Source organism: Psychrobacillus mangrovi, from assembly GCF_037104765.1.
GTDB lineage: Bacteria > Bacillota > Bacilli > Bacillales_A > Planococcaceae > Psychrobacillus > Psychrobacillus mangrovi.
Genome location: NZ_JBAWSY010000001.1, coordinates 517,215 through 542,668, shown reverse-complemented (window position 1 = coordinate 542,668; position 25,454 = coordinate 517,215). Strand labels below are relative to the sequence as shown.

General features: G+C 35.4%; 24 protein-coding genes. All 24 read left to right on the top strand.

Annotation, left to right across the window (positions count from 1 at the left end; genetic code table 11):
* The first annotated feature begins 1 nt into the window (after window position 1).
* The 24 genes from fliQ to WAX74_RS02570 all read left to right on the top strand — a co-directional run bounded on the left by fliQ (window position 2) and on the right by WAX74_RS02570 (window position 25,315).
* The gene (fliQ, locus tag WAX74_RS02685; RefSeq protein ID WP_053589966.1) at window positions 2–271 is read left to right on the top strand and encodes a flagellar biosynthesis protein FliQ; all 270 of its coding nucleotides are present in this window, start codon (window positions 2–4) and stop codon (window positions 269–271) included.
* Between the two features lie 4 nt (window positions 272–275).
* Window positions 276–1,052 carry a flagellar biosynthetic protein FliR gene (gene fliR, locus WAX74_RS02680; protein ID WP_336496103.1) on the top strand — a complete coding sequence of 259 codons (777 nt, stop codon included), beginning with the start codon at window positions 276–278 and terminating at the stop codon, window positions 1,050–1,052.
* Between the two features lie 10 nt (window positions 1,053–1,062).
* Window positions 1,063–2,139, top strand: a complete 1,077-nt coding sequence (gene flhB, locus WAX74_RS02675; protein WP_336496208.1) for a flagellar biosynthesis protein FlhB — start codon at window positions 1,063–1,065, stop codon at window positions 2,137–2,139.
* A gap of 24 nt (window positions 2,140–2,163) precedes the next feature.
* Window positions 2,164–4,197 carry a flagellar biosynthesis protein FlhA gene (gene flhA, locus WAX74_RS02670; protein ID WP_336496102.1) on the top strand — a complete coding sequence of 678 codons (2,034 nt, stop codon included), beginning with the start codon at window positions 2,164–2,166 and terminating at the stop codon, window positions 4,195–4,197.
* Window positions 4,194–5,309, top strand: a complete 1,116-nt coding sequence (gene flhF, locus WAX74_RS02665; RefSeq protein WP_336496101.1) for a flagellar biosynthesis protein FlhF — start codon at window positions 4,194–4,196, stop codon at window positions 5,307–5,309. Before flhA ends, flhF begins: the two co-directional genes overlap by 4 nt.
* Complete coding sequence (locus tag WAX74_RS02660; RefSeq protein ID WP_336496100.1) at window positions 5,293–6,159, top strand: MinD/ParA family protein; 867 nt, start codon at window positions 5,293–5,295, stop codon at window positions 6,157–6,159. Before flhF ends, WAX74_RS02660 begins: the two co-directional genes overlap by 17 nt.
* A gap of 7 nt (window positions 6,160–6,166) precedes the next feature.
* Complete coding sequence (locus tag WAX74_RS02655; RefSeq protein WP_336496099.1) at window positions 6,167–7,264, top strand: protein-glutamate methylesterase/protein-glutamine glutaminase; 1,098 nt, start codon at window positions 6,167–6,169, stop codon at window positions 7,262–7,264.
* Between the two features lie 14 nt (window positions 7,265–7,278).
* On the top strand, window positions 7,279–9,336 hold the full coding sequence (locus tag WAX74_RS02650) for a chemotaxis protein CheA (RefSeq protein WP_336496098.1): 2,058 nt from the start codon (window positions 7,279–7,281) through the stop codon (window positions 9,334–9,336).
* Between the two features lie 365 nt (window positions 9,337–9,701).
* Complete coding sequence (locus WAX74_RS02645) at window positions 9,702–10,157, top strand: chemotaxis protein CheW (protein ID WP_336496097.1); 456 nt, start codon at window positions 9,702–9,704, stop codon at window positions 10,155–10,157.
* Window positions 10,158–10,160: 3 nt separating this feature from the next.
* Window positions 10,161–10,790: a chemotaxis protein CheC gene (locus WAX74_RS02640; RefSeq protein WP_336496096.1), complete on the top strand. Its 630-nt coding sequence runs from the start codon at window positions 10,161–10,163 to the stop codon at window positions 10,788–10,790.
* 1 nt (window position 10,791) lies between these two features.
* Window positions 10,792–11,289 (top strand): chemotaxis protein CheD, encoded by a 498-nt coding sequence (locus tag WAX74_RS02635; protein ID WP_336496095.1) that lies wholly within the window; start codon window positions 10,792–10,794, stop codon window positions 11,287–11,289.
* Window positions 11,289–11,582 carry a hypothetical protein gene (locus WAX74_RS02630; protein WP_336496094.1) on the top strand — a complete coding sequence of 98 codons (294 nt, stop codon included), beginning with the start codon at window positions 11,289–11,291 and terminating at the stop codon, window positions 11,580–11,582. The genes WAX74_RS02635 and WAX74_RS02630 overlap by 1 nt, the downstream gene beginning before the upstream one ends.
* Window positions 11,583–11,688: 106 nt before the next feature.
* Window positions 11,689–12,462: a FliA/WhiG family RNA polymerase sigma factor gene (locus WAX74_RS02625; protein ID WP_336496093.1), complete on the top strand. Its 774-nt coding sequence runs from the start codon at window positions 11,689–11,691 to the stop codon at window positions 12,460–12,462.
* Window positions 12,463–12,478: 16 nt separating this feature from the next.
* A complete protein-coding gene (locus tag WAX74_RS02620; RefSeq protein WP_336496092.1) occupies window positions 12,479–12,781 on the top strand; it encodes an RNA polymerase subunit sigma in 303 nt (100 codons plus the stop codon).
* An 8-nt stretch (window positions 12,782–12,789) separates the two neighbouring features.
* The gene (locus tag WAX74_RS02615; protein WP_336496091.1) at window positions 12,790–13,278 is read left to right on the top strand and encodes a DUF6115 domain-containing protein; all 489 of its coding nucleotides are present in this window, start codon (window positions 12,790–12,792) and stop codon (window positions 13,276–13,278) included.
* 146 nt (window positions 13,279–13,424) lie between these two features.
* A complete protein-coding gene (gene rpsB / locus WAX74_RS02610; protein ID WP_053589953.1) occupies window positions 13,425–14,144 on the top strand; it encodes a 30S ribosomal protein S2 in 720 nt (239 codons plus the stop codon).
* A 90-nt stretch (window positions 14,145–14,234) separates the two neighbouring features.
* Complete coding sequence (tsf, locus tag WAX74_RS02605) at window positions 14,235–15,119, top strand: translation elongation factor Ts (RefSeq protein WP_336496090.1); 885 nt, start codon at window positions 14,235–14,237, stop codon at window positions 15,117–15,119.
* A gap of 97 nt (window positions 15,120–15,216) precedes the next feature.
* Window positions 15,217–15,942, top strand: coding sequence for a UMP kinase (gene pyrH / locus WAX74_RS02600; protein ID WP_336496089.1), 726 nt, complete (start codon window positions 15,217–15,219; stop codon window positions 15,940–15,942).
* Complete coding sequence (gene frr / locus WAX74_RS02595; protein ID WP_336496088.1) at window positions 15,942–16,499, top strand: ribosome recycling factor; 558 nt, start codon at window positions 15,942–15,944, stop codon at window positions 16,497–16,499. The genes pyrH and frr overlap by 1 nt, the downstream gene beginning before the upstream one ends.
* 309 nt (window positions 16,500–16,808) lie before the next feature.
* The gene (locus WAX74_RS02590; RefSeq protein ID WP_336496087.1) at window positions 16,809–17,603 is read left to right on the top strand and encodes an isoprenyl transferase; all 795 of its coding nucleotides are present in this window, start codon (window positions 16,809–16,811) and stop codon (window positions 17,601–17,603) included.
* Window positions 17,600–18,391 carry a phosphatidate cytidylyltransferase gene (locus tag WAX74_RS02585; protein ID WP_336496086.1) on the top strand — a complete coding sequence of 264 codons (792 nt, stop codon included), beginning with the start codon at window positions 17,600–17,602 and terminating at the stop codon, window positions 18,389–18,391. The genes WAX74_RS02590 and WAX74_RS02585 overlap by 4 nt, the downstream gene beginning before the upstream one ends.
* Before the next feature lie 17 nt (window positions 18,392–18,408).
* Window positions 18,409–19,557: a 1-deoxy-D-xylulose-5-phosphate reductoisomerase gene (locus WAX74_RS02580; protein ID WP_336496085.1), complete on the top strand. Its 1,149-nt coding sequence runs from the start codon at window positions 18,409–18,411 to the stop codon at window positions 19,555–19,557.
* Window positions 19,558–19,601: 44 nt separating this feature from the next.
* Window positions 19,602–20,861 carry an RIP metalloprotease RseP gene (gene rseP, locus WAX74_RS02575; protein WP_336496084.1) on the top strand — a complete coding sequence of 420 codons (1,260 nt, stop codon included), beginning with the start codon at window positions 19,602–19,604 and terminating at the stop codon, window positions 20,859–20,861.
* A 134-nt stretch (window positions 20,862–20,995) separates the two neighbouring features.
* Window positions 20,996–25,315: a PolC-type DNA polymerase III gene (locus tag WAX74_RS02570; RefSeq protein WP_336496083.1), complete on the top strand. Its 4,320-nt coding sequence runs from the start codon at window positions 20,996–20,998 to the stop codon at window positions 25,313–25,315.
* Window positions 25,316–25,454 lie beyond the last annotated feature (139 nt).

Sequence of the window (25,454 nt, the reverse complement as noted above, 5' to 3'; positions counted from 1 at the left end):
AATGAATAATGAAATGGTAATCTCGATTGCAGAACGCGCTATTTGGGTCATTCTTCTTACATCAGGTCCTCTTCTCTTAATTGCTTTAATTACTGGTCTTGCCGTAAGTATTTTTCAAGCAACTACGCAAATTCAAGAGCAAACATTAGCATTTGTTCCGAAAATAATTGCTGTCCTAGTAGGAATCGTTTTTTTTGGACCGTGGATGCTGTCTCAAGTAACTACATATGCTGCGGATATCTTTGAAAATTTAATAAGATATATTGGTTAGCTCAATGGATGAACTTATTCCTAAACTAACCGTATTATTACTTATAATTGCTCGTGTATCCGCATTTTTCGTCACTTTACCGCTTTTTTCTCATCGTACAATCCCTGCGACACATCGTATTGCTTTTGCAGTGATACTTTCGTGGATGATGTACTATACAATGGATGTAGCGCCATTTGAAATAAACGGGGATTACATATTATTAATAATCAAAGAAGTGATGGTTGGATTATTTATTGGCTTACTAGCTTATATAATTATGTCAGCCATTCAAATTGCTGGAGGGTTTATCGATTTTCAGATGGGATTTGCCATTGCGAATGTTATTGATCCGCAAACAGGAGCCCAAAGTCCATTGATTGGTCAATTTTTGAACACTTTGGCTCTCTTATTATTACTAGCTTTAAATGGTCACCATTTGCTATTGGATGGTATTTTTTATAGCTATCAGTTTATTCCCATGGATATGACATTACTTGCTTTTGGGCAAGAGAACTATGTTGAATTCATTATGAAGACTTTTGCAGGAGTATTTGCAGTAGCCTTTCAAATGTCAATCCCAGTCGTTGCGACATTGTTTTTAGTAGATATCGCTTTGGGGATAACCGCTCGAACGGTTCCTCAACTAAATATATTCGTCGTCGGTTTTCCTATTAAAATCGGGGTAAGTTTTCTAGTTCTTCTCGTGATGATTGGTGTTCTCATGGCCGTTGTTCAAAAAATGTTTCAAATAATGATAGTTAGTATGCGGGATTTAATGATTATATTAGGTGGTGGCTAATTTGTTTGATATGCGATTAGATTTACAGTTTTTCGCTGGTGAAAAGACAGAAAAAGCGACGCCTAAAAAGCGACAAGATTCTCGTAAAAAAGGACAAGTGTTAAAAAGTGCAGATGTTACAAGCGCTATTGTATTATTAGCTGTTTTTGTTTTTTTGTTTTTTAGTGCAGGATTTTTAAGAAAAGAAATATTTTCTTTTTTTGATGTTACGTTTACAAAATATATGTTGATAGAGACATTAACAATTGAAACGACTGTTCAAATTTATAAAGACTTACTTATGGAAATGGCAGTAATATTGTTACCTATTATGGGTGTTGCTGTTGTTGCAGCTATCGCGGCTAACTTTTTTCAATTTGGTTTATTATTTACAACTGAACCATTAAAGTTTGATTTGAAAAAGATTGATCCTATTCAAGGATTAAAAAGAATATTTTCATTAAAAGCAATTATAGAGCTATTAAAATCATTGTTGAAAATTTCTTTTATAGGTTCCGTTACTACGCTCATCATTTGGATGAATTTAGAACAAGTATTATCTCTATCTTTTAAAACACCATGGGATACACTTTCCACAGTTGGTTGGTTAACTGGAATGATGGGAATTGCAGCTTCCTGTGTCTTATTATTTATATCTATTTTAGATTTCTTTTATCAGCGATATGATTATGAAAAAAATCTTAAAATGTCGAAACAAGATATTAAAGATGAACATAAAAACTCTGAGGGAGATCCCATCATAAAATCTAGGATCAGACAGCGCCAAAGGGAAATGGCGATGCGTCGAATGATGCAAGAAGTTCCTACTGCAGATGTGGTTATTACAAATCCAACCCATTTTGCTATTGCTTTAAAGTACGATGATGACTCAATGGATGCTCCGATCGTAGTGGCAAAGGGTGCTGATTTTGTAGCACAAAAGATAAAGCTAATAGCAAGGGAAAATGATGTAGTAATGGTTGAAAATCGTCCGCTTGCCCGCGCTATGTATGATCAAGTGGAAATTGGCCAACGGATTCCAGATGAATTTTTTAAAGCAGTTGCAGAAGTATTAGCTTATGTTTACCGTATTAAACAAAAAATTTAGATGTAAAGATTGAGGTGGAAGTATATGCAAATCCGCGATATATCCGTTTTAGCAGCTGTAATTTCAATTGTGGCTATGCTAGTAATACCTCTTCCTCATTGGTTGATAAGTTTTCTGATAATAATTAATATTACAATAGCTTTATTGATATTAATGACTTCTATGAATATGCAAGAGGCTTTACAGTTTTCCGTTTTCCCTACCGTTGTATTACTTGTAACTTTATTTAGACTCGCACTGAACGTGTCGACTACTAGAGCAATTCTAGCTGAAGGTGACGCTGGTAAAGTAGTTGAAACGTTCGGTACTTTCGTGACAGGTGGGAATATATTAGTAGGTTTAGTTGTATTTGCTATTTTAGTAATTATAAATTTTATCGTAATTACTAAGGGGGCGGAACGTGTGTCTGAAGTTGCCGCTCGTTTTACACTTGATGCTATGCCTGGTAAACAAATGAGCATTGATGCAGATTTAAATGCTGGGATGATTTCTGAAAAAGAAGCAAGAGAAAGACGTGAAAAAGTAAGTGGAGAAGCTGACTTTTACGGAGCAATGGATGGTGCTACAAAATTCGTAAAAGGGGATGCAATAGCAGGAATAATTATTGTAATTATTAACCTTGTATTTGGAATCATTATTGGAGTTGTACAATTAGGTCTTCCTTTTGCTGAAGCTGCGGTTCTTTTTTCTACATTAACTGTTGGAGATGGTCTTGTATCTCAAATTCCTGCATTATTAATCTCTACAGCAACTGGTATCGTTGTTACAAGGGCAGCATCTAAAGGCAATCTCGGTGGAGACATTACGGGGCAATTATTTAATCAACCAAAACTCCTGTATGTTGCAGCAGCTACTATTGCTCTTCTTGGTATTATTACTCCTATTGGAATAATATTAACATTCCCAGTTTCGATTGCACTCGCAATTGGGGCTTATATGATGAGTAAAGCAAGTAAAGAAGATCCGAATGAAATAGAAGAATTCGAAGAAGAAATTACTACGGATAATATGAAAAGCCCTGAAAATGTTATCAATCTCCTAAATGTTGATCCAATAGAGTTTGAATTTGGTTATGGTCTTATTCCTTTAGTTGATGCAGCCCAAGGGGGAGATTTACTAGACCGTGTTGTGATGATAAGAAGACAGCTTGCACTTGAGCTAGGTATTGTTATCCCTGTCGTTCGTATTCGAGATAATATTCAATTACAGCCAAATGAATATCGTATCAAAATTAAAGGAAACGAAATGGCTAGGGGCGAATTGTTACTTGATCACTATTTGGCTATGAGTCCTGGGGATGATGATTCCATTGAAGGAATAGATACAATTGAGCCTTCCTTTGGATTACCGGCTAAATGGATTACGGAATCTGTAAAAGAAGAAGCTGAAATTCTGGGTTATACAGTAGTTGATCCACCTAGTGTTGTTTCTACGCATATGACGGAAATTATTCGTAATAACGCGCATGATTTATTAGGTCGTCAAGAAACAAAACAACTTATAGATCACATCCGAGAAACTTACCCAATTCTTGTGGATGAATTAACTCCTACACCACTAACTGTTGGGGAAATTCAAAAAGTTTTAGGAAATTTACTTCGAGAGCATGTCTCTATTCGGAATTTGCCTATTATTTTTGAAACATTGGCGGACTATTCAAAAATGACATCAGATGTCGATATATTAACCGAATATACTAGACAGTCTTTAGCAAAGCAAATAACCTCGCAGTATGCAGGTAATAGTAATGTATTAAAAGTATTAACCGTTTCAGGAAGAGTAGAAAAAATCGTTGCCGATAACATTCAACAAACAGATCATGGAAATTATTTATCAATCGATCCTAATGATTCACAAGCCATTTTAGAATCTATGGCAAGAGAAATAGAACGCGCTTCTTTGATGGAGCAGTCACCAATTATTTTGTGTTCTCCTGCAGTTCGAATGTATTTACGTCAAATGACGGAGCGATATTTCCCTCAAATTCCGATTCTTTCTTACAATGAACTAGAATCGTCCATTGAGGTACAAAGCGTTGGGGTGGTGAATGTAGAGTGAAAATGAAAAAATATACAGCAACAACAATGCCTGAAGTAATGAAATTAATACGTAAAGAATTGGGCGAAGACGCTGTCATTTTAAATTCAAAAGTTGTTTATTCTAAAGGGTTTTTAGGGCTATTTAAGAAGAAATCAATTGAAGTTTTAGCAGGGATGGATTCTTATGACACAACTATTGTTCCTAAAGAAAATCCTTCCATACAATCATTTCAAACAAGTAATGCTACAGACGAAATTAAAAAAGAATTAGAGGACTTAAAGCATATGGTGAAATCTATTCAACGTTCTCCATTGGATGAAAATTATCCACCTGAGTTTGGAGCTCTTATTCAACATTTAAAGGAACAAGAGTTAGCAGATGAGCTTATCACAACAGTTAGTGATGAGCTTTTTGTGCATATGAAAAGTAACAATGAGAAGTTAGGCATGGATGAGCAATGTAATCGAACAAAGAAATGTCTTTCTTCACTTTTAGAACAGCTTCCTATTGGTGGTATGTCCTTTAATAAGAAATATATTAATGTCTTGGGTCCGACTGGGGTAGGAAAAACAACAACAATCGCAAAAATGGCTGCCCGTGCAGTATTAGAAAAAAAGAAAAAAGTTGGTTTTATCACAACAGATACATATAGAATAGCTGCAATTGAGCAACTAAAAACTTACGCAGGACTTCTACAAGCTCCAATTGAAATTGTTTATAGCGAGAGAGATTTACAAGATGCAATGGAAAAGTACCAATCATTAGATATTGTGTTCATTGATACTGCAGGTCGGAACTATAAAGAAATTAAGTTTGTGGAAGATCTTCAAAAGTTGATTAATCTAGAAGAAGATACTGAAACCTTCCTAGTGTTGTCTACGACATCTAAGCAAAAGGATATGGAAGTGATTATTGAACAATTTACGGACTTCCCAATTGAAAAATTTATATTCACGAAGCTAGATGAAACAAATTCTATTGGCTCAATCATTAATTTAATGGTTAAATATAAGAAGGGACTTGCTTACTATACGGATGGGCAAGAAGTCCCTGAGGATATTGTTGAAGCTAATCTAAATGAATTACTCAATTTGCTTTTAAAGGGGATTCGTTATGAGAGATCAAGCTGAAGAATTAAGAATGAAAATGCTTCGTACTCAAAATAAATTAGGTCGTTCTATTGCGGTTGTAAGTGGTAAAGGAGGAGTTGGAAAAAGTAATTTTTCTATGAACTTTACTACGATGTTAAGTTCTTTGGGCAAGAAAGTTGTATTGATCGATATGGATATTGGCATGGGTAATATCCATATTTTACTTGGTAAAACAGTGCAGACAAATTTGAAAGATTACTTAGTAGGTGATGCATCGTTAGAAGAAGTGTTATTCGATGGACCAAATAATCTTCAATATATTTCTGGGGGCTCTGGTTTATCAGGCGTAATGGAATGGAATGAAGGTATGTTTACTAGATTAATCGAAGCATTCGAGTTTTTACAGAAAAACTATGATTATATCGTATTTGATATGGGTGCAGGAGCTACTAATCAAACATTGGATTTGCTAGTATCTGTTGATGACATTATCGTAATTTCAACTGCAGAGCCAACTTCTATTACAGATGCTTACTCTATGATGAAATTCATATACTACAAGGATCCTGATAAGAACTTTTTTCTTCTATGTAATAGAGCTTTCAATGAAGAGGAAGGAATTGAAACAGTTTCTCGACTAAAATTAGCAATGTCTAAGTTTCTAGCGAAAGAAGTGGTTCTACTTGGTTCATTACCTGAAGATCCAGTTGTACGAAAATCAGTAAAAGAGCAAGTTCCATTTTCAATACTATATCCAGAAGCGGAAATTACAAAAAAGTTAAAAATAATAGTCAATAAGTTCTCTGATTTTGAAATGGAAGAAGAAAGTATTCCTAGACAAAGCAGATTCATTTCTCGATTGAAAAATCTCTTTTCGAGGAGGTCATGAATGAGCGATGTCCTTACAAAAAAAGAAGCTATTAATTGTTGATGATTCCGCATTTATGCGAAAGCTAATAACCGATTTTTTTAAAGACAGTAAAGATATTGAAGTAGTAGGGATTGCCCGTAATGGAAAAGATGCCATTCAAAAAATTAAAACACTTCAACCAGATGTGGTAACCATGGATGTTGAGATGCCAGAAATGAATGGGATTGAAGCTTTAAAAGAAATTATGTCGAAAACACCTGTTGCTGTCGTGATGCTATCTAGTACAACTCAAAAAGGTACCGAAAGCACACTACTTGCTATGGAACATGGAGCAGTCGATTTTGTAGCTAAACCAAGCGGCACAATTTCTTTGGATTTACATAAAATTAAAGAAGAATTAGTTCAAAAAGTTGAAAACGCAGCAAATATCTCACTAGTAAAATTGAATAGGCAGAAACAAGTTTCATCAAAAGTAGAAACTGGTTCTTTGCTGCATAAAACAACACATGCTACTACTTCAAATAAAGTGAACAATTGGAATAAAAATAATAAGAAAATAGTTTTAATAGGTACTTCGACAGGCGGTCCGAGAGCACTTCAAGAAGTAATCACTAAGCTCCCAAAAACATTAAAAGCTCCTGTACTTATTGTACAGCATATGCCGGCTGGCTTTACTAAGTCATTAGCAGATCGGCTCAATCAACTATCTGAAATAGAAGTGAAGGAAGCTGCAGATGGTGATATTTTACGAAATGGACATGCCTATATTGCACCAGGAGGTTATCATTTACGATTAAAAAAAACGGGAAGCGTATATACGATCGTTTTAGATAACGTTGAACCCCCTAGAGTAGGACACAGACCAGCTGTAGATGTTTTATTTGAAGATAATAGTAAGTTTAATGATTTCGATAAAATCGCAGTTATAATGACTGGTATGGGATCAGACGGCTCTCTTGGACTTCAAAAATTAAAGAAAACGGGAAATGTAGTCGCTATTGCGGAATCTGCTAATACATGCATCGTATATGGTATGCCTAAAGCAGCTGTTGAAACTAATTTAGTAAATGAAGTAGTAGATTTAGATAATATAGCACAGGCAATAATACAATACTTACCTTAAAGGGGTGTTAATCCATGGATACAAATCAATATTTAGAAATGTTTATAGAAGAAAGTAAAGAACATTTACAAGCTTGCAATGAACATTTATTAGAACTAGAAAAAAATCCATCCAATCTTGCGATCGTCAATGAAGTCTTTCGTTCTGCACATACACTAAAAGGTATGTCCGCTACTATGGGCTACGAGGACATTGCAAATTTGACACATAAAATGGAAAATATTTTAGATTTAATCCGAAACAATAAATTAGATGTAACACCAGAATTATTAGATGTTGTATTTGTTGCAGTAGATCAATTAGAGGGAATGGTCCTAGATATTGCAGCTGGTGGAGATGGAAAGTTAGATGTAACTGATACCGTACAAAAGTTACATAAAATTGAAACTGGCGAAGAAGTACCTGTTGCTGCTACTACTGTTGAAACAAAAGAACAAGCGGAAACGAATGATTCGAACTGGCTTTCTTATGATGATTATGAGCTTACAGTGATTCAGCAATCGTTTGAACAGGACTATCACACATATGAAATTTCTGTTCAGCTTAGAGAAGATTGTCTATTAAAAGCAGCACGTGTATATATGGTGTTTGAATTACTTGAAAAAATGGGAGATGTAATTAAATCTTCTCCTTCCGTTGAAAAGTTAGAGGATGAACAATTTGATAACGTTTTCTATATTGCTTTAGTTTCTACAGAACCGAAAGATGATGTACAAAAGAAATTACTGAAAGTTTCTGAGGTTACAGAAGTAAAAGTCAATCCTGTAACAATTGAGCAATTAAAAAATCGTCAAAACATTGAAAGAGACAAAGTAGAAGGTTCTCAACAACTAGTATTAGAAAAAGAGCAAGTAGATAATACGAATGATACAAAACCTGCTACAACAGAAAAATCTACACCTGCTAAAGGGAACCATCCTGCAGGGAATAAAACAATACGTGTAAATATTGAACGGTTAGACATTCTGATGAATTTATTTGAAGAGTTAGTAATAGATAGAGGTCGTCTTCAATCAATTTCAGAAGAACTGCATAATAGTGAATTAGATGAAACTGTAGAACGCATGTCCAGAATTACTGGTGATCTTCAAAATATTATCTTAAATATGCGAATGGTACCAGTGGAAACCGTCTTTAATCGTTTCCCAAGAATGGTTCGTCAACTTGAAAGAGATTTGAACAAAAAGATTAACCTTGAAGTAATAGGTGCCGAGACAGAATTAGATCGTACAGTTATTGACGAGATTGGCGATCCACTCGTTCACTTAATTCGAAATTCATTAGATCATGGTATAGAAAGTCCAGAAATTCGAATGGCTAATGGTAAGTCAGAAGAAGGCACAGTAGTACTACGTGCTTATCACAGTGGAAATCATGTCTTTATCGAAATTGAAGACGACGGTGCTGGTATTAACCGTCAAAAAGTTCTTAAAAAAGCGATTTCTAGAGGGCTTGTTTCGGAAGCGGTGGCTTCCACTTTAAGTGATAAACAAGTAGCAGAGTTTATACTATCTTCCGGTTTTTCAACAGCTGATAAGATTTCAGATGTATCTGGCCGCGGCGTTGGTTTAGATGTTGTGAAAACGACTATCGAGTCACTTGGTGGCACAATTGATATTACATCTACAGAAGGAAAAGGGTCATTGTTTTCTATACAGTTACCTTTAACGCTTTCCATTATTTCTGTCATGTTAGTAGAGCTTGGAGAAGAGATTTATGCAATTCCTTTATCATCAATTATTGAAACAGCTATTATCCGATCATCCGATATTCTAAATGCACATAATCAAAAAGTAATAGATTTCCGTGGTAAAGTTGTCCCATTAGTGTTCCTTGAGGACGTTTTTGATGTTCCGAGAGAAAGTAATGAAGATGAATTCCACTCAGTAGTTCTTGTACGTAAAGGAGATAAACTAGCTGGTTTAGTAGTGGACTCGTTTATTGGCCAACAAGAAGTTGTACTAAAATCGCTTGGAGAATATTTGACTAGTGTATTTGCAATTTCAGGAGCGACAATCTTAGGTAATGGTAAAGTAGCTCTTATAATAGACTGCAATGCATTAATTATTTAGGCCTGCGCAAATCTCGTCGCAAAACAACATGTGCACCTGTGAAAGCTAGTGGAAGTAAAGTTCGTTGCTCTCGCCATATTCAGGTAGAGCAACCTAGTTTACTTCTTGCTGAATCCGTCTATGCCCCAGGTTGTGCGCCTTACACGCCGCAAGAGCGCGAAGAATGAGACCCCTTAAAGGAGCGACTCACCCTTCGGATGCTCATGCGAAGCGTGCGGCAAGTGCACAACCGTGTATTTAACACATTTTATAAACGATTCATTTTCATCTATTTTAATTACAAAACCAACTATTTAATATAAACAGCAATAAATAATAGAGCCATAATTTAAGAGCAATTCTCTTTGGAAGGATGCGTAAACTATATGACAGAAGCTTTAGACGTTAAAAGTGTGAAAGTAGTTGTTTTCCAGTTAGCAGAAAAAGAATATGTAATACCTGTAAGTCATGTACAAGGTATAGAAAAATTAATTCATATTACACGTGTTCCAAAAACACCTTCATATGTTAAGGGTGTAATTAATTTAAGAGGTGTAGTGACGCCAATTATCGATTTAAAAAATCGATTTGGACTTGGGGAAAGTGAACTAAACGATTCTTGTAGAATTATTATTATCACTTTAGACAATATGAATGTTGGTGTAATTGTTGATTCTGCTAATGATGTATTGGATATCCCAACAGATGCTATTGAGCCGCAACCCGAAGTAGTAGGAGGGTTGGAGCAAGATTTTATAGCAGGTGTAGCAAAACTGGATCGTCGTTTGCTAATTCTTCTTCATTTGAATCTAGTATTAAACCCGATTAAGACAGGTGTATAAGTTATGTACGAAAAAAATATTACTTCGATGCATTTAGATGTCTTAAAAGAAATAGGTAACATTGGAGCAGCTCATGCAGCGACATCATTATCTACACTATTAAATAAAAAAATTGACATGAAGGTTCCAAAAGTAGAAATGGTTTCATTTGATGAAATGATGGAACTTGCAGGAGGACCAGATAGTGTTGTAGCTGGAATTTTTTTACGAATAGAGGGGGACGTTACTGGTAGTATGTTTTTTGTGTTACCAGTAGAACAAGCAAATCGTTTTATTAGAAGATTGGTCCAAGATGATCACTTTGATTTTCAAACGGGAGAAATATCTGAAATAGGTGCATCTGCTATGCAGGAACTAGGAAACATACTTTCCGGTTCTTATTTATCCGCACTATCTGATTTCACCGGATTAAAAATCTATCCTACTGTTCCAGCTCTTAGTATTGATATGGTTGGAGCTATTATTAGTTTTGGACTTGTAGAAGTCTCTCATGTAAGTGACTATGTCATTGTAATTGATACTGCGATTAATGAAGAAGATGTGCCAAATGTAGAAAGTGTAAGAGGACATTTCTTCCTATTACCGGATCCTGAATCATTTGAATCTATTTTTCTAGCATTAGGAGTAAATTAATATGAATGAACAAGGTCATGTAGTAAAAGTGGGTATTGCAGATATGAATATCGCAAAACTTCCGAATACAATACGGACTTCCGGGCTTGGTTCATGCGTTGGGGTTGTCTTATATGACGAAAAATCCAAAATAGCTGGTTTAATCCATGTAATGCTTCCTGATTCTAGTTTGGGGCGAGGGGAAAACATCAATATTGCAAAATTTGCGGATACAGGAATTCCTGCAATGATTGAGCAACTAAAAGTGGAAGGGGTACAGCCTTTTAAGCTTCGTGCAAAAATTGCTGGAGGTGCACAAATGTTTCAGTTTTCTTCAAGCAGAGATACTATGCGAATTGGTCCAAGAAATGTGGATGCTGTAAAAGATCAGTTAAAAAAGTTCACAATACCGATAGTTTCAGAAGATACAGGTGGTAATAGTGGAAGAACAATAGAATTCGACCCTTCTACTAGTATGCTAAAAATAAGAACCGTGAACCAAGGAGTGAGAGAAATATAATGGTGGGAACAATTCTATCTAACTTTTGGGCCGCGCTTTTTGCTTTTAGTATTTATTTTTTTTCGACTCATCCCTTTGTTGATCCAAAAAGTATTTTATTAAATGCAAGTATTATTGCAATTATTGTATTTCTACTAACCTTCCTTGTACGTGCAATTATTGCTTTTGTTTTAAAAAGTCCAATCGAAGAAGAAGTTTTAGTAACTACATTAAATTCGGAAGAAATAAACGAGTTACCTTCATCTGAAGATTTAGCAAGAGTTGTAAAATCTATGTTGAATGAGGACGAATAAAGTCCGAGAATCTAGGTGGTGTCGAATTTATATTCGGCGCCCCTTTTTTAGTTAGATTTGCTATAATAAACATATTCAGGAGATATCTTAGAAGAGGGGGATAATTGTGGCAAAACAATATTCGACAGAAGAAGACCTTCTTTGGAAAAATTGGATAGAAAATAAAGATCCTCAAGCTGGAGATTTATTAATACGAAAATATACGCCTCTTGTTTCGTATCATGTTCAACGTATTGGTGCAAGCATCCCTAAAAATATATCAAGAGACGAATTGAAAAGCCTCGGGATGATGGGTTTATTTGATGCACTTAATAAATTTGACTACTCAAGAGACTTGAAATTTGATACGTACGCTTCTTTTCGAGTTAGAGGAGCTATTATTGACGGCTTAAGAAAAGAAGATTGGCTTCCTAGATCATCAAGAGAAAAGGCAAAAAAGCTTGAAGTCAAAATCGAAGAGTTAGAACAACGATTAATGAGACATGCCTCCGCTGAAGAAATTGCCGATTTTGTTGAAATGCCTATTGAAGATGTGTATCAAACAGTTCAAGAACATTTTTTCTCAAATGTATTGTCTATAGACGAACAACTTCAAGACAATGAAGAAATGGAAAGTAAATCATTTATAATTAGAGATGATTCACAAAAAACGCCAGAGCAACAAATGGTCAAACATGAATTAATTCAAGATTTAGCCAAACAAATTAATCAGTTAAATGAGAATGAACAATTGGTATTAAGCCTTTTTTATACAGAAGAGCTAACTTTAACGGTAATTGGAGAAATGCTTGGATTATCTACATCAAGAATTTCACAGATACATTCCAAGGCGTTGTTTAAACTACGTAAATTATTAGGGAACGAAATAATGAATGTCTAAATAGGGGGCATGTCAAATGAGTTTAAAAGGTGTTGAGCTCCAAATTGCAATTCCAAAAACATTTGATGCTGGTAAAGTAGCTGAACAGCTACAACAACAAAGCTCTGTCAATCAAGCAAATGCCCAAGCTGCATCCGAAAGGCAATTAGAAAAGAATCGGGAAACAGTAACTAAATCACAAAATACATCTGAAACTGTTTTAGAGGATTCAAAGCAAGAGCGTGAAAAGCAAGAAAGAAATAAACGTGAAAAAAGAGAAAAAGAAATGAAAGAGACCAAGCATCCTTTTAAAGGAAACTTAGTTGATTTTAGTGGGTAGGAGTAATTATGACATCTATTATATTAGTAATATTATTTTTACTTCAATTAATTAGTTTTTATTTAATTGCTTTGTTATATGCAAAGTTTAATAAATTTAAAGATGTGGAGAAAAAACAAGAACAAGTTTTGGCAGAAATTGATGATGCTTTTGCAGCTTATATTGCAGAAATGAAAGATGAAAATAATAGGCTCATTCACGAACTGAATAGTTCAGATAGAGCAATTGTTCCTACTACACATGACATTACTGAAAATCAAACAAGTAAGAAGGAATTTACACGTTCAATTGAAATGCCAAAACCGTATGTTTCAAAACAAATAGCAGCAAATAGCTATTTAAAAACGGCTGCAACTACTGAGAAAAAAGAGCCTGTAACGATAAAAGAAAAAGTTTTGTATTATGATGAAGAAGGTAAAGGAAAGGATGAAATTGCAAAACTATTGCAGATCGGCAAGACTGAAGTGGAGCTTTTTCTAAAATTTAAGGATAAATAGTTGAAAGTATAAAATATGTATGGTATATTACAATACGGTATGAATACACACGCAGTTCGGATGGATTTAGCAGGTGCTCTATTTATAGAGTAGCTAATGAAAAATGATGACTGCGGAAGACTAAACCAAACCAGGAGGAAATAATCATGTCAGTAATCTCTATGAAACAATTACTTGAGGCTGGTGTACACTTCGGTCACCAAACTCGCCGTTGGAATCCAAAAATGAAAAAATACATTTTTGTTGAACGTAACGGAATCTACATCATCGATCTTCAAAAAACGGTGAAAAAATTAGAAGAAGCTTATGACTTCATGCGTCAAGTAGGTCAAGATGGTGGTAAAGTTCTTTTCGTTGGAACTAAAAAACAAGCTCAAGAAGCTATTAAAGAAGAAGCAGAACGTTCAGGTAACTACTATATTAACCAACGTTGGTTAGGTGGTACTTTAACAAACTTCGGTACTATTCAAAAACGTGTTGCTCGTCTAAAAGCGATTGAAAAAATGGAAGAAGACGGTACTTTCTCTGTACTTCCTAAAAAAGAAGTTGTACAACTTAAAAAAGAACACGAACGTCTAGTTAAATTCTTAGGCGGTATCCGTGATATGAAAGCTATTCCGGATGTTATGTTCGTTGTTGATCCACGTAAAGAGCGTATTGCTGTTGCAGAAGCTCGTAAATTGAACATTCCATTAGTAGGAATCGTTGATACAAACTGTGATCCAGATGAAATCGACTATGTAATTCCTGCAAATGATGATGCAATTCGCGCAGTAAAATTATTAACTGCTAAAATGGCGGATGCATTACTTGAAGCAAGACAAGGTGAAGACGAAGTAGCTCCAGCTGAAGTTGCTGCTGAGTAACACACATGTAAGTAACAGGTGATAAGCGGCCAAACCACTTATCACCTTTTTTTGAGACAATGATATTATTTGTACTAGGAGGAATTTATAATGGCAGTTACAGCACAAATGGTAAAAGAATTGCGTGAAAAAACTGGCGCAGGTATGATGGATTGTAAAAAAGCTTTAGTTCAAACAGAGGGTAATTTAGAAGCAGCAATTGACTTCTTACGTGAAAAAGGTCTTTCTTCTGCTTCAAAAAAAGCAGACCGTATTGCTGCTGAAGGAACTACTTTTATCCAAGTTGAAGGAAATAAAGCTGTATTATTAGAAATGAATGCAGAAACAGATTTTGTTGCTAAAAACGAAGCTTTCCAACTACTAGTACAACAAGTAGCTACTCATTTATTGACAACTGAACCAGCTTCAGTAGAAGAAGCATTAGCTTCTAACTTTGAAGAAGGTGTTACAGTTGAAAACTTAATCTCTAATGCTGTTGCAAAAATCGGAGAAAAAATTACATTACGTCGTTTTGTAATTGAAACAAAAACAGATGCTGATGCATTTGGTCCTTATTTACACATGGGTGGACGTATTGGGGTTCTTACGGTTCTTGAAGGTTCTACTGATGCACAAGCAGCTAAAGATGTTGCGATGCACGTTGCTGCTTTAAACCCTGCTTATATTTCTCGCGATGAAGTATCTGCTGAAGAAGTAGAACACGAACGTAAAGTATTAACAGAGCAAGCTTTAAATGAAGGTAAACCAGAAAATATCGTTGCTAAAATGGTTGAAGGCCGTCTTGGTAAATATTTTGAAGATGTTTGCTTACTTGACCAATCTTTCGTTAAAAATCCAGATCAAAAAGTTCGCGTTTTTGTTGAAGCTACTGGTGGTAATTTAAAATCATTCACTCGTTACGCTGTAGGTGAAGGTATCGAGAAACGTGAAGACAACTTCGCGGAAGAAGTAATGAGTCAAGTTAAAGGTAACTAATTAGAAAAGCACAAGAATTTTTATAAATAACAAGGAACAACTAGGGAACACGCAATTTGTGTTCCCTATTTTTCAAGATAAGAGACGGAGGATACCTATGAGCACACCACAATACAAAAGAATCGTTTTAAAACTAAGTGGCGAAGCGTTAGCTGGAGAACAAGGTTTTGGACTATCTCCGAAAATTATCAAGTCTGTAGCTGAACAAGTTAAGGAAGTAGTGGAACTTGGAGTTGAGGTTGCAGTAGTAGTAGGTGGAGGTAATATTTGGCGAGGAAAAGTTGGTAGTGAAATGGGAATGGACCGTGCTACTGCTGATTACATGGGAATGCTTGCAACAGTGATGAACTCACTTGCTTTGCAGGATTCTTTAGAAAAAGTAGGAATTGAAACTCGAGTTCAAACTTCTATTGAAATGCGCCAAGTTGCAGAACCATACATACGTAGAAGAGCAATTCGTCATTTAGAAAAGAAACGAGTAGTTATTTTTGCAGCTGGTACAGGAAATCCATACTTCTCAACAGATACAACAGCAGCTCTAAGAGCGGCTGAAATAGAAGCGGATGTAATTCTTATGGCTAAAAATAATGTAGATGGTGTTTATTCAGCAGATCCAAAAACGGATAAAACTGCAGTGAAATATGAAGAACTTTCATTCCTTGAAGTAATTCAACAAGGACTACAAGTAATGGATTCAACGGCATCTACATTGTGTATGGACAATGATATTGCACTTATTGTATTCTCAATTATGGAAAATGGAAATATTAAAAAGGCTGTTCTAGGAGAAACTATTGGTACAGTCGTTAGGAGGAATTCATAATGCCGAAACAAGTATTGGAACAAACTAAAGATAAAATGGCTAAAACGATTGCAGTTTTTAGTAGAGAACTATCCACAATTCGTGCTGGTCGCGCTAGCGCTTCTTTACTTGATAAAATTACTGTAGATTATTATGGAGCACCTACTCCAATCAATCAAATGGCTGGTATTGCAGTTCCTGAAGCACGTTTAATTACAATTCAACCATATGATAAAACTATTTTAGGTGATATTGAAAAAGCAATCATGAAATCTGATTTGGGCATTACCCCAACAAATGATGGATCTCTTATTCGTATTGCTATTCCTGCGTTAACAGAAGAGCGTCGTAAAGACTTAGTGAAACAAGTGAAAAAAGAAGCTGAAGAAGCTAAAGTTAACATCCGTAATGTTCGCCGTGATGGAAATGATGATCTGAAGAAACTAGAGAAATCTGGAGATATCACAGAGGACGATTTAAGAAACTATACGGAGCAAATTCAAAAGCTTACAGATTCTAATATCGAAAAAATAGATGCTATTACAAAAGAAAAAGAAAAAGAAATTTTGGAAGTTTAACATTAATTAGCAACAAGTATTATTTGCCAAATGCGAAAAGATTGGTACAGATTACACACGTATGCTGAAATTAATCTAAGCCTCCGGCGAATTTTTGATACATTGAGGCGTATTTAATGTTATGAACTTTTTATATGGAGAGGCGTCCTTCTAGAGGGACGTCTTTTTAATTGATAAGGAAAAACCAAATAATTTTACCGTTTATTCTATATGATTTTTGTATTTCTGATTTCGTAGAAGTAAAATTTGGAGAAATTTGATATGATAAGATATATATGTTCCGAGTTGGTGTAAAGTGGAGGCTTGAGTATGCTAAAAAAACTAATTCGTAAAAATGAACAAACGATAAGTAAAAACTTAACAGAAAGAATAGAGAGAGCTCAAAAAGAACAATTGCCGAGTCATATCGCTATTATTATGGACGGAAATGGAAGATGGGCTAAAAAAAGAGCACTACCACGTGTAGCAGGTCACCACGAAGGCATGAAAATAGTAAAAAAAATAACACGATTTGCTAATGAACTTGGTATTAAAACTTTAACACTCTATGCTTTTTCAACTGAAAATTGGAAAAGACCTAAATTAGAGGTGGAGTTTTTAATGCGTTTACCTGAAGAGTTTCTTGGTGCATATTTACCCGAATTAATGGAGCTAAATGTACGAGTGAAAATGATGGGTAACATTGAATCTTTACCAGAACATACGAAAAGAGCAATCAATAAGGCAATGGAACAAACTGCACATAATGATGGTCTAATACTCAACTTTGCTCTAAATTACGGTAGTAGAGATGAGATAGTGCAAGCTGTACGAAATATAGTAAGTGATGTTCAGTCCGGCAACATATCAACTGAGGTTATTACTGAAAAATTATTTGATAACTATTTAATGACAAAAGATTTGTCAGAACCTGATTTACTCATACGTACTAGTGGTGAAGTCCGACTAAGTAACTTCATGCTCTGGCAGCTTGCTTATACGGAGTTTTGGTTCACGGATACATTGTGGCCTGATTTTGACGAGGAATGTTTACTAGAGGCTATTGAGAGCTATCAAACAAGAAATAGAAGGTATGGCGGCCTTAAGGGGGAAGAGGTTAATTGAAACAACGTATTATTACAGGTGCAATTGCGGCTGCACTTTTTATTCCCATCGTACTGCTAGGGGGGCCAATTTTTAATATATTGATTTACCTAATGGCTGTTGTTGGGTTATTTGAACTTTTAAGAATGAAAGGAATAAAGTTACTTTCTCTTGCTGGACTAATATCGATTTTACTTTTATTCATATTATTAATTCCTTCATCTTTAGAAACTGTTGTGTTTCAAGTAACTGGTCATACAAAAATAGAATGGCTTTTTGTTGCAGTCTTTGTTCTATTAATTTATACAGTACTTGTAAAAAATAATTTTACTTTTGATGATGTAGCCTTTACGATCATGGCTACATTGTATGTGGGTATTGGATTTTATTACTTAATTGAAACTCGAGAGATCGGTTTGACTTATGTCATATTTGCATTATTAGTAGTCTGGACGACAGATTCAGGTGCGTACTTTACAGGTAAAAAATTAGGGAAACGAAAGCTTTGGCCAGAAATTTCTCCTAATAAAACTGTAGAAGGGTTTATTGGGGGAATTATTTGGGCTCTTATTGCTGCATTTATTCTTCAATGGATCACACCATTTAGTTCATCTTATATAATATTAATAGCTATTACGATAGCTGCATCCATTTTTGGGCAGTTAGGAGACTTAGTAGAATCAGCAATCAAAAGACATTATAATGTAAAAGATTCTGGTAAATTATTGCCAGGACACGGTGGGATATTAGATCGATTTGACAGCTTACTTTTTGTCATTCCGTTATTGCACTTTTTACATTTTGTATAAGGAGAAGACATTAAATCATGACAAAAAGAATAAGCTTATTAGGAGCAACAGGTTCTATTGGGATTCAAACACTAGATATTATTAAAGAGCATCCAAGCAAATTCCAATTAGTTTCTTTTTCTGCTGGAAAAAATATAGAAAAAACTCGGGAAATTTTGAAGCAGTTTTCCGTTGAAGTAGTTTCTGTATCGCGAGAAGAGGATGCTCGCATGTTACAAACCGAGTTTCCAAAGGTACATGTTTTTTATGGTGACGAGGGTCTTGTTCAAGTTGCAGCAAATACAAATGCAGATGTATTAGTGAATGCGGTACTTGGAAGTATTGGATTAAAACCAACTTTAGAAGCAATTAATAAAGGAATTACAATAGCAATTGCAAATAAGGAAACGCTTGTCACTGCAGGGCATCTTGTGATGCAAGCGGCAATGGATAAAAATGTTCCAATACTACCTGTAGATAGCGAGCATTCAGCTCTATTTCAAGCGATGAATGGTGAACAAAGATCAGAAATCTCCAAATTAATCATCACTGCTTCGGGAGGAAGCTTTCGAGACCAGTCGAGAGATGAGTTGAAAAATGTAACGGTTAAAGATGCATTGAATCATCCGAACTGGTCAATGGGAGCAAAGATTACTATTGATAGTGCGACAATGATGAACAAAGGTTTAGAAGTAATTGAAGCGCATGTATTATTTGATATCTCGTATGATGATATTGAAGTTCTATTACACAGAGAAAGTATCATTCACTCCATGGTAGAGTTTAAAGATACAAGCATCATTGCACAGTTAGGTACACCAGATATGAGAGTTCCTATTCAATATGCACTATCTTACCCAAATCGTTTAGAGCGTGCGAACGCAAAAAGGTTAAATTTAGCTGAAATAGGCAAGTTGCATTTCGAAGAGATGAACTATACCAGATATCATGCTTTAAAACTTGCAATTGATGCAGGAAGAGCTGGTGGTTCAATGACTACTGTTTTAAATGCCGCAAACGAGGCTGCGGTAGATTTGTTTTTACAAGAAAAAGTTTCTTTTCTAGAAATTGATGAATTAATTGAAAGAGCAATGAACGAACATGTGAACATATCTAGTCCAGATTTAGAAACAATTTTACAAGTCGATACTCAAACAAGAAAAACTATTCAAAACATGATAAAATGAGGAATAATGTAGGACAACCTGTTTTACTATAAAGGTGGGGTATAATGGAAACGGCCATTGCGTTTATTATAATATTTGGTAGTATTGTTTTTTTTCATGAACTTGGTCATTTTATTTTTGCAAAAAGAGCAGGAATAATGGTACGAGAGTTTGCGATTGGTATGGGACCTAAAATTTTCGGTATGACAAAAGGAGAAACGCTTTATACAATTCGTTTATTGCCTATAGGTGGGTATGTGCGTATGGCTGGAGAAGACATGGACAGTGTGGAACTTCAACCCGGTTATCGATTAGGCATTCATCTCAATGAAAACAATGAAATAGATCAAATTGTATTAAACCAAAACAAACAATTCCCTGACATGCTTTTCTTAGAAGTTGAGAGATCTGACTTGTCAAAAGAAATGTTTATAGAAGGTTACGATGAAGACGAACAATTAGTTCGATATAAAGTATCGAGAAATGCTGTCATTAATGAAAATGGAAATGAAACCTTTATTGCTCCATACGATCGTCAATTTGGTTCTAAAACAGTTGGACAAAGATCAATGGCAATTTTTGCAGGACCACTTTTCAACTTTATATTATCTTTTGTCATCTTTTTATTACTTGGTTTACTACAAGGGGTTCCTACATATGAACCTGTCATAACTACTGTTGTTGCTGATAGTCCTGCGGCACAGGCTGGAATGAAAGATGGCGACCTTGTAACAGAGATTGACGGTAGTCCCATCAGCACTTGGGATGAGTTGTCTGAGGAAGTAAGAGTAAGTGCAAATGAAAAAATGGACTTTACAGTAAATCGTGATGGTGAGTCATTAGAATTTACGATTACACCAAACGAAGTAACAGCTGGTAAAGAGAAAGTTGGACAAATTGGTGTACAATATATAAGTCCAATGGAAAAAAATCCGGTAAAAGCACTAGCTTATGGTGCAGAGCAAACGTACGATACAACGCTATTAATATTTACAGCACTTGGCAATCTTATAACTGGTCAGTTTTCAATCGATGATTTGTCAGGACCTGTTGGAATCTATAAAGTTACAGAAGAAGTTGCACAACTTGGTGTATATAATTTAATGTACTGGGCTGCTCTGTTGAGTATAAATCTAGGAATCATGAACTTATTACCATTACCTGCACTTGATGGAGGTCGATTGTTATTTTTCTTATTCGAAGCAATTCGAGGCAAACCGGTCGACAAGCAAAAAGAGGGAATGATCCACTTTGTTGGGATCATGCTTTTAATGGTATTAATGGTAGTTGTAACTTGGAATGATATACAGCGCTTCTTCTTTTAGGCTTTATCATTAGACGGCTAAACATTGGCCAAATTGATTTAACATTTTCAAGAAGGGAAAGTTCGATCATTTGAACTTTCCTTTCTTTTTCTGTTATGCGTCGCTATAGTAATTTTTGACGGGAGGGATTCAATATGATGCAAGATGGCATCGCAAGAATGCATATATTATTACAACAGCTAGATCTAACGGAAGATTCTTTTGTTAAGCATTTCGAAAATGCCTCTATCTCAAGGTTTACTGTACATAAAAAAGTGAGACAATGGCATTTCCATATTCATTGTTCTGCTATTTTACCCATTGATATTTTTACTATCTTTAGACAAAGATTAGAAGAGAAATTTACAGGTATTGCTAGTGTTCAATTGACAATCGAAAGTGAAAGTTCAAAAGTTTCAGATAATCAAATAAAAGACTATTGGATGCTTGTTATGAAAGAATTAAGTGATATGGCACCACCTCTTAAAGATCGTTTGCTCCAGCAACAACCAGAATGGAATGGACAAATGATTCAACTAACATGTGGACAAGAATTAGAACTACGTACATTCAAAAGAAAATATGTGGATCAATTAGCAGAAACTTATGTTAGCTTTGGATTTCCCAAAATGGCTATTGATTTTAAATTAGTAGAGGATACCCAAGCTTTAGCAGAAGCTCAATTAGCATTTCTAGAACAAAGAAAGTTAGAAGAAGAAGAACTTGGAAAAAAAGCATTAGTTGATTTACAGAAGAGAGAGCAAGATCGTCAAGAAAATGGTGCAGATGGAGCCGCAGAGGGTCCCTTCCAGCTTGGTATTCCACTTAAAAAGGATGAACCCATTATGGAAATTCGCCAAATTCAAGATGAGGAACGCAGAGTTACAATCGAAGGTTTTGTTTTTGATGTGGAAGTAAAAGAGTTACGTAGTGGAAGATCATTGCTAACAGCAAAAGTAACTGATTACACTGATTCGATTCTTGTAAAAATGTTCTCGCGCGATAAAGAAGATGCTCAAATGATGGAACGCTTGAAAAAAGGTATGTGGATTAAAGCTAGAGGGTCTGTTCAAAACGATACATTCGTGCGCGATTTAATTATTATGGCACAAGATATGAATGAAATTAATCCTGTCGTGCGTTTGGATACAGCAGAAGAGAAAAGAGTCGAATTACACTTACATACCCCTATGAGTCAAATGGATGCTGTTTCATCCGTTTCCGCACTAGTATCTCAAGCTGCTAAATGGGGGCATAAGGCAATAGCAATTACTGATCATGCAAATCTTCAGTCCTTCCCAGAGGCGTATGCTGCGGGGAAAAAGAATGGAATTAAAATTTTATATGGATTAGAAGCTAATCTAGTTCATGATGGTGTTCCGATTGCTTATGACGAACAACATATATCGCTAGATGATGCGACTTATATAGTATTTGACGTGGAAACAACGGGGTTGTCAGCTAATTATGATAAAATCATCGAATTAGCAGCAGTGAAAATGAAAAACGGTGAGATAATTGATAAGTTCGAGCGTTTTGTTAATCCTCATCACCCTTTATCTGCTACTACAATCGAACTTACTGGAATTACGGATGAGATGGTTCGTAATGCACCAGAAATTGAAGATGTAATCAGAGATTTTTATGAATTTATCGGAGACGGGATAATAGTTGCGCATAATGCCTCATTTGATATGGGCTTCCTATACGAAGGTTATCGAAAATGTGGTATTGATCACTTTACTCATCCAGTCATCGATACGTTAGAGCTAGCGAGATTCTTACATCCTGAGTTAAAAACCCATAGACTCGGATCGTTGGCTAAAAAATTTAATATAGAGTTAACTCAGGCCCATAGAGCTATATTCGACTGTGAAGCGACTGGATATTTACTGATGCATTTATTGAAGGAGTCGGAAGAAAAAAAGATTGAGTATCACGATGATTTTAATAAACATATCGGGCAGGGGGATTCTTACAAAAGAGCGAGACCTTCGCATTGTACAATTCTCGCCGTGAATGATGAAGGTCTGAAAAACTTATTTAAACTAGTTTCTATTTCTCATATTTCTACTTTTTACCGAGTACCTCGGATTACTCGTTCTACTCTTCAAAAATACCGCGCTGGATTAATCATCGGTTCCGGTTGTGATAAAGGCGAAGTATTTGAGGGTCTAATGCAAAAACCTTTAGAGCAAGTGGAGGAGATTGCAAAGTTCTATGATTATTTAGAAATTCATCCGAAAGAAGTTTATTCACATTTACTTCAATTAGAATTAGTACGAGATGAGTGGAATTTAGAGGATATCATCCGTAAGATGATTAAGCTAGGTAAAAAACTAAATCTACCGGTTGTTGCCACAGGAAATGTGCATTATTTACATGAAAATGACGCCATCTTTAGAAAAATACTTGTAAACTCTCAAGGTGGAGCAAATCCACTTAACCGTCATCAGTTACCTAAAGTTCATTTTCGTACAACAAACGAGATGCTTGACGCCTTTGCTTTTTTAGGGGAGGATTTAGCAAAAGAAATCGTTGTGACAAACCCTCAGAAAATAGCAGATTCCATTGAGGAAATAAAACCTATCAAAGATGACTTATATACACCTAAGATAGAAGGAGCAGACGAAGAGGTCAGATCCCTTACCTATGCTAAAGGAAGAGAAATCTATGGGGAAGATCTACCTGAAATTGTGGAAGCAAGAATTGAAAAAGAATTAGCTTCAATTATCGGGCATGGATTTGCGGTTATTTATCTAATTTCACATAAACTAGTAAAAAAATCACTTGATGACGGTTATTTAGTTGGGTCTCGTGGATCGGTTGGTTCTTCGTTAGTTGCAACGCTTACAGAGATAACGGAAGTGAACCCGTTACCACCACACTATGTATGTCCAAACTGTAAGCATTCCGAGTTTTTCCAAGATGGTTCAGTTGGGTCAGGATTTGATTTGCCAAATAAAAACTGTATAAAATGTGATACTCCTTATGTAAAAGATGGACAAGATATTCCTTTCGAAACTTTTCTTGGCTTTAAAGGAGATAAAGTTCCCGATATCGATCTAAACTTTAGTGGAGAATATCAGCCAAAAGCACATAATTACACGAAAGTATTATTCGGAGAAGATAATGTTTTCAGAGCAGGAACAATTGGTACTGTTGCTGAAAAAACCGCATATGGATATGTGCGGGGATATACAAATGATAATAATCTGACGTTACGTGGAGCAGAGATAGATCGACTAGTACAAGGATGTACTGGAGTTAAACGTACGACAGGGCAACATCCCGGTGGAATAATTGTAGTACCGGATTATATGGATATTTTTGATTTTTCTCCTATTCAGTTCCCGGCAGATGCTCAAGACTCTGAATGGAAAACGACCCATTTTGACTTTCACTCCATACACGATAACTTATTAAAGCTTGATATTCTCGGACATGATGATCCTACCGTTATTCGTATGCTACAAGATTTATCCGGAATTGATCCTAAAACAATTCCTACGGATGATCCTGAAGTGATGAAAATCTTTAGTGGGACCGAATCTCTCGGAGTAACTGAAGAACAAATAGATTGTAAAACTGGAACACTTGGGATTCCCGAATTTGGTACACGATTCGTTCGTCAAATGTTAGAAGAAACAAAGCCTTCTACTTTCTCTGAGCTTGTTCAAATTTCTGGTCTTTCACATGGGACTGATGTATGGCTAGGAAATGCACAAGAATTAATTCAAGATGGAACATGTCAGCTTTCAGACGTAATAGGATGTCGTGACGATATAATGGTTTATTTAATTTACCAAGGTCTTGAACCATCGTTAGCATTTAAAATAATGGAATCTGTTCGTAAGGGGAAAGGCTTAACTCCAGAGTTTGAATCAGAGATGAAAAAAGAAGGAGTTCCTAACTGGTATATTGAATCTTGTAAGAAAATTAAATACATGTTCCCGAAAGCACATGCTGCTGCATATGTATTAATGGCGGTACGTATTGCATATTTCAAAGTTCATTTTCCCATACTATATTATGCGGCGTATTTAACTGTCCGTGCTTCTGATTTTGATTTGATATCCATGATTAATGGTTCCCAAACAATTAGAGCAAAATTAGATGAAATAAATGGGAAGGGTTTGGATGCCTCTCCTAAAGAAAAAAGTTTAGCGACCGTACTTGAAATAGGACTTGAAATGTCGGAGCGTGGAATAAGAATGCAAAAAGTGGATTTATATAAATCGAAAGCAAATGAATTTATAATTGAAGGAAATACATTAATTCCTCCATTTAATGCAATTCCCGGCTTAGGCACTAACGTAGCGTTACAAATTGTGAAAGCAAGACAAGATGGTGAGTTTTTATCAAAAGAGGATCTTCAACAAAGAGGAAAAGTTTCCAAAACAATTATTGAATACATGGATGCAATGGGATGTTTAGAAGGACTTCCAGATGCGAACCAGCTTTCATTGTTTTAAGATCTGTTTTTGTTTCTTTGAACGTCACCTCTTTAATGTTTCCACCTTTTGTTCTCAATTTGCATGAATTTGAGTAGTATGGTAATATAAAACTACCAATGTTTCATAGTTCTGTGACGAAAGAGTGGGATTTCCCGCT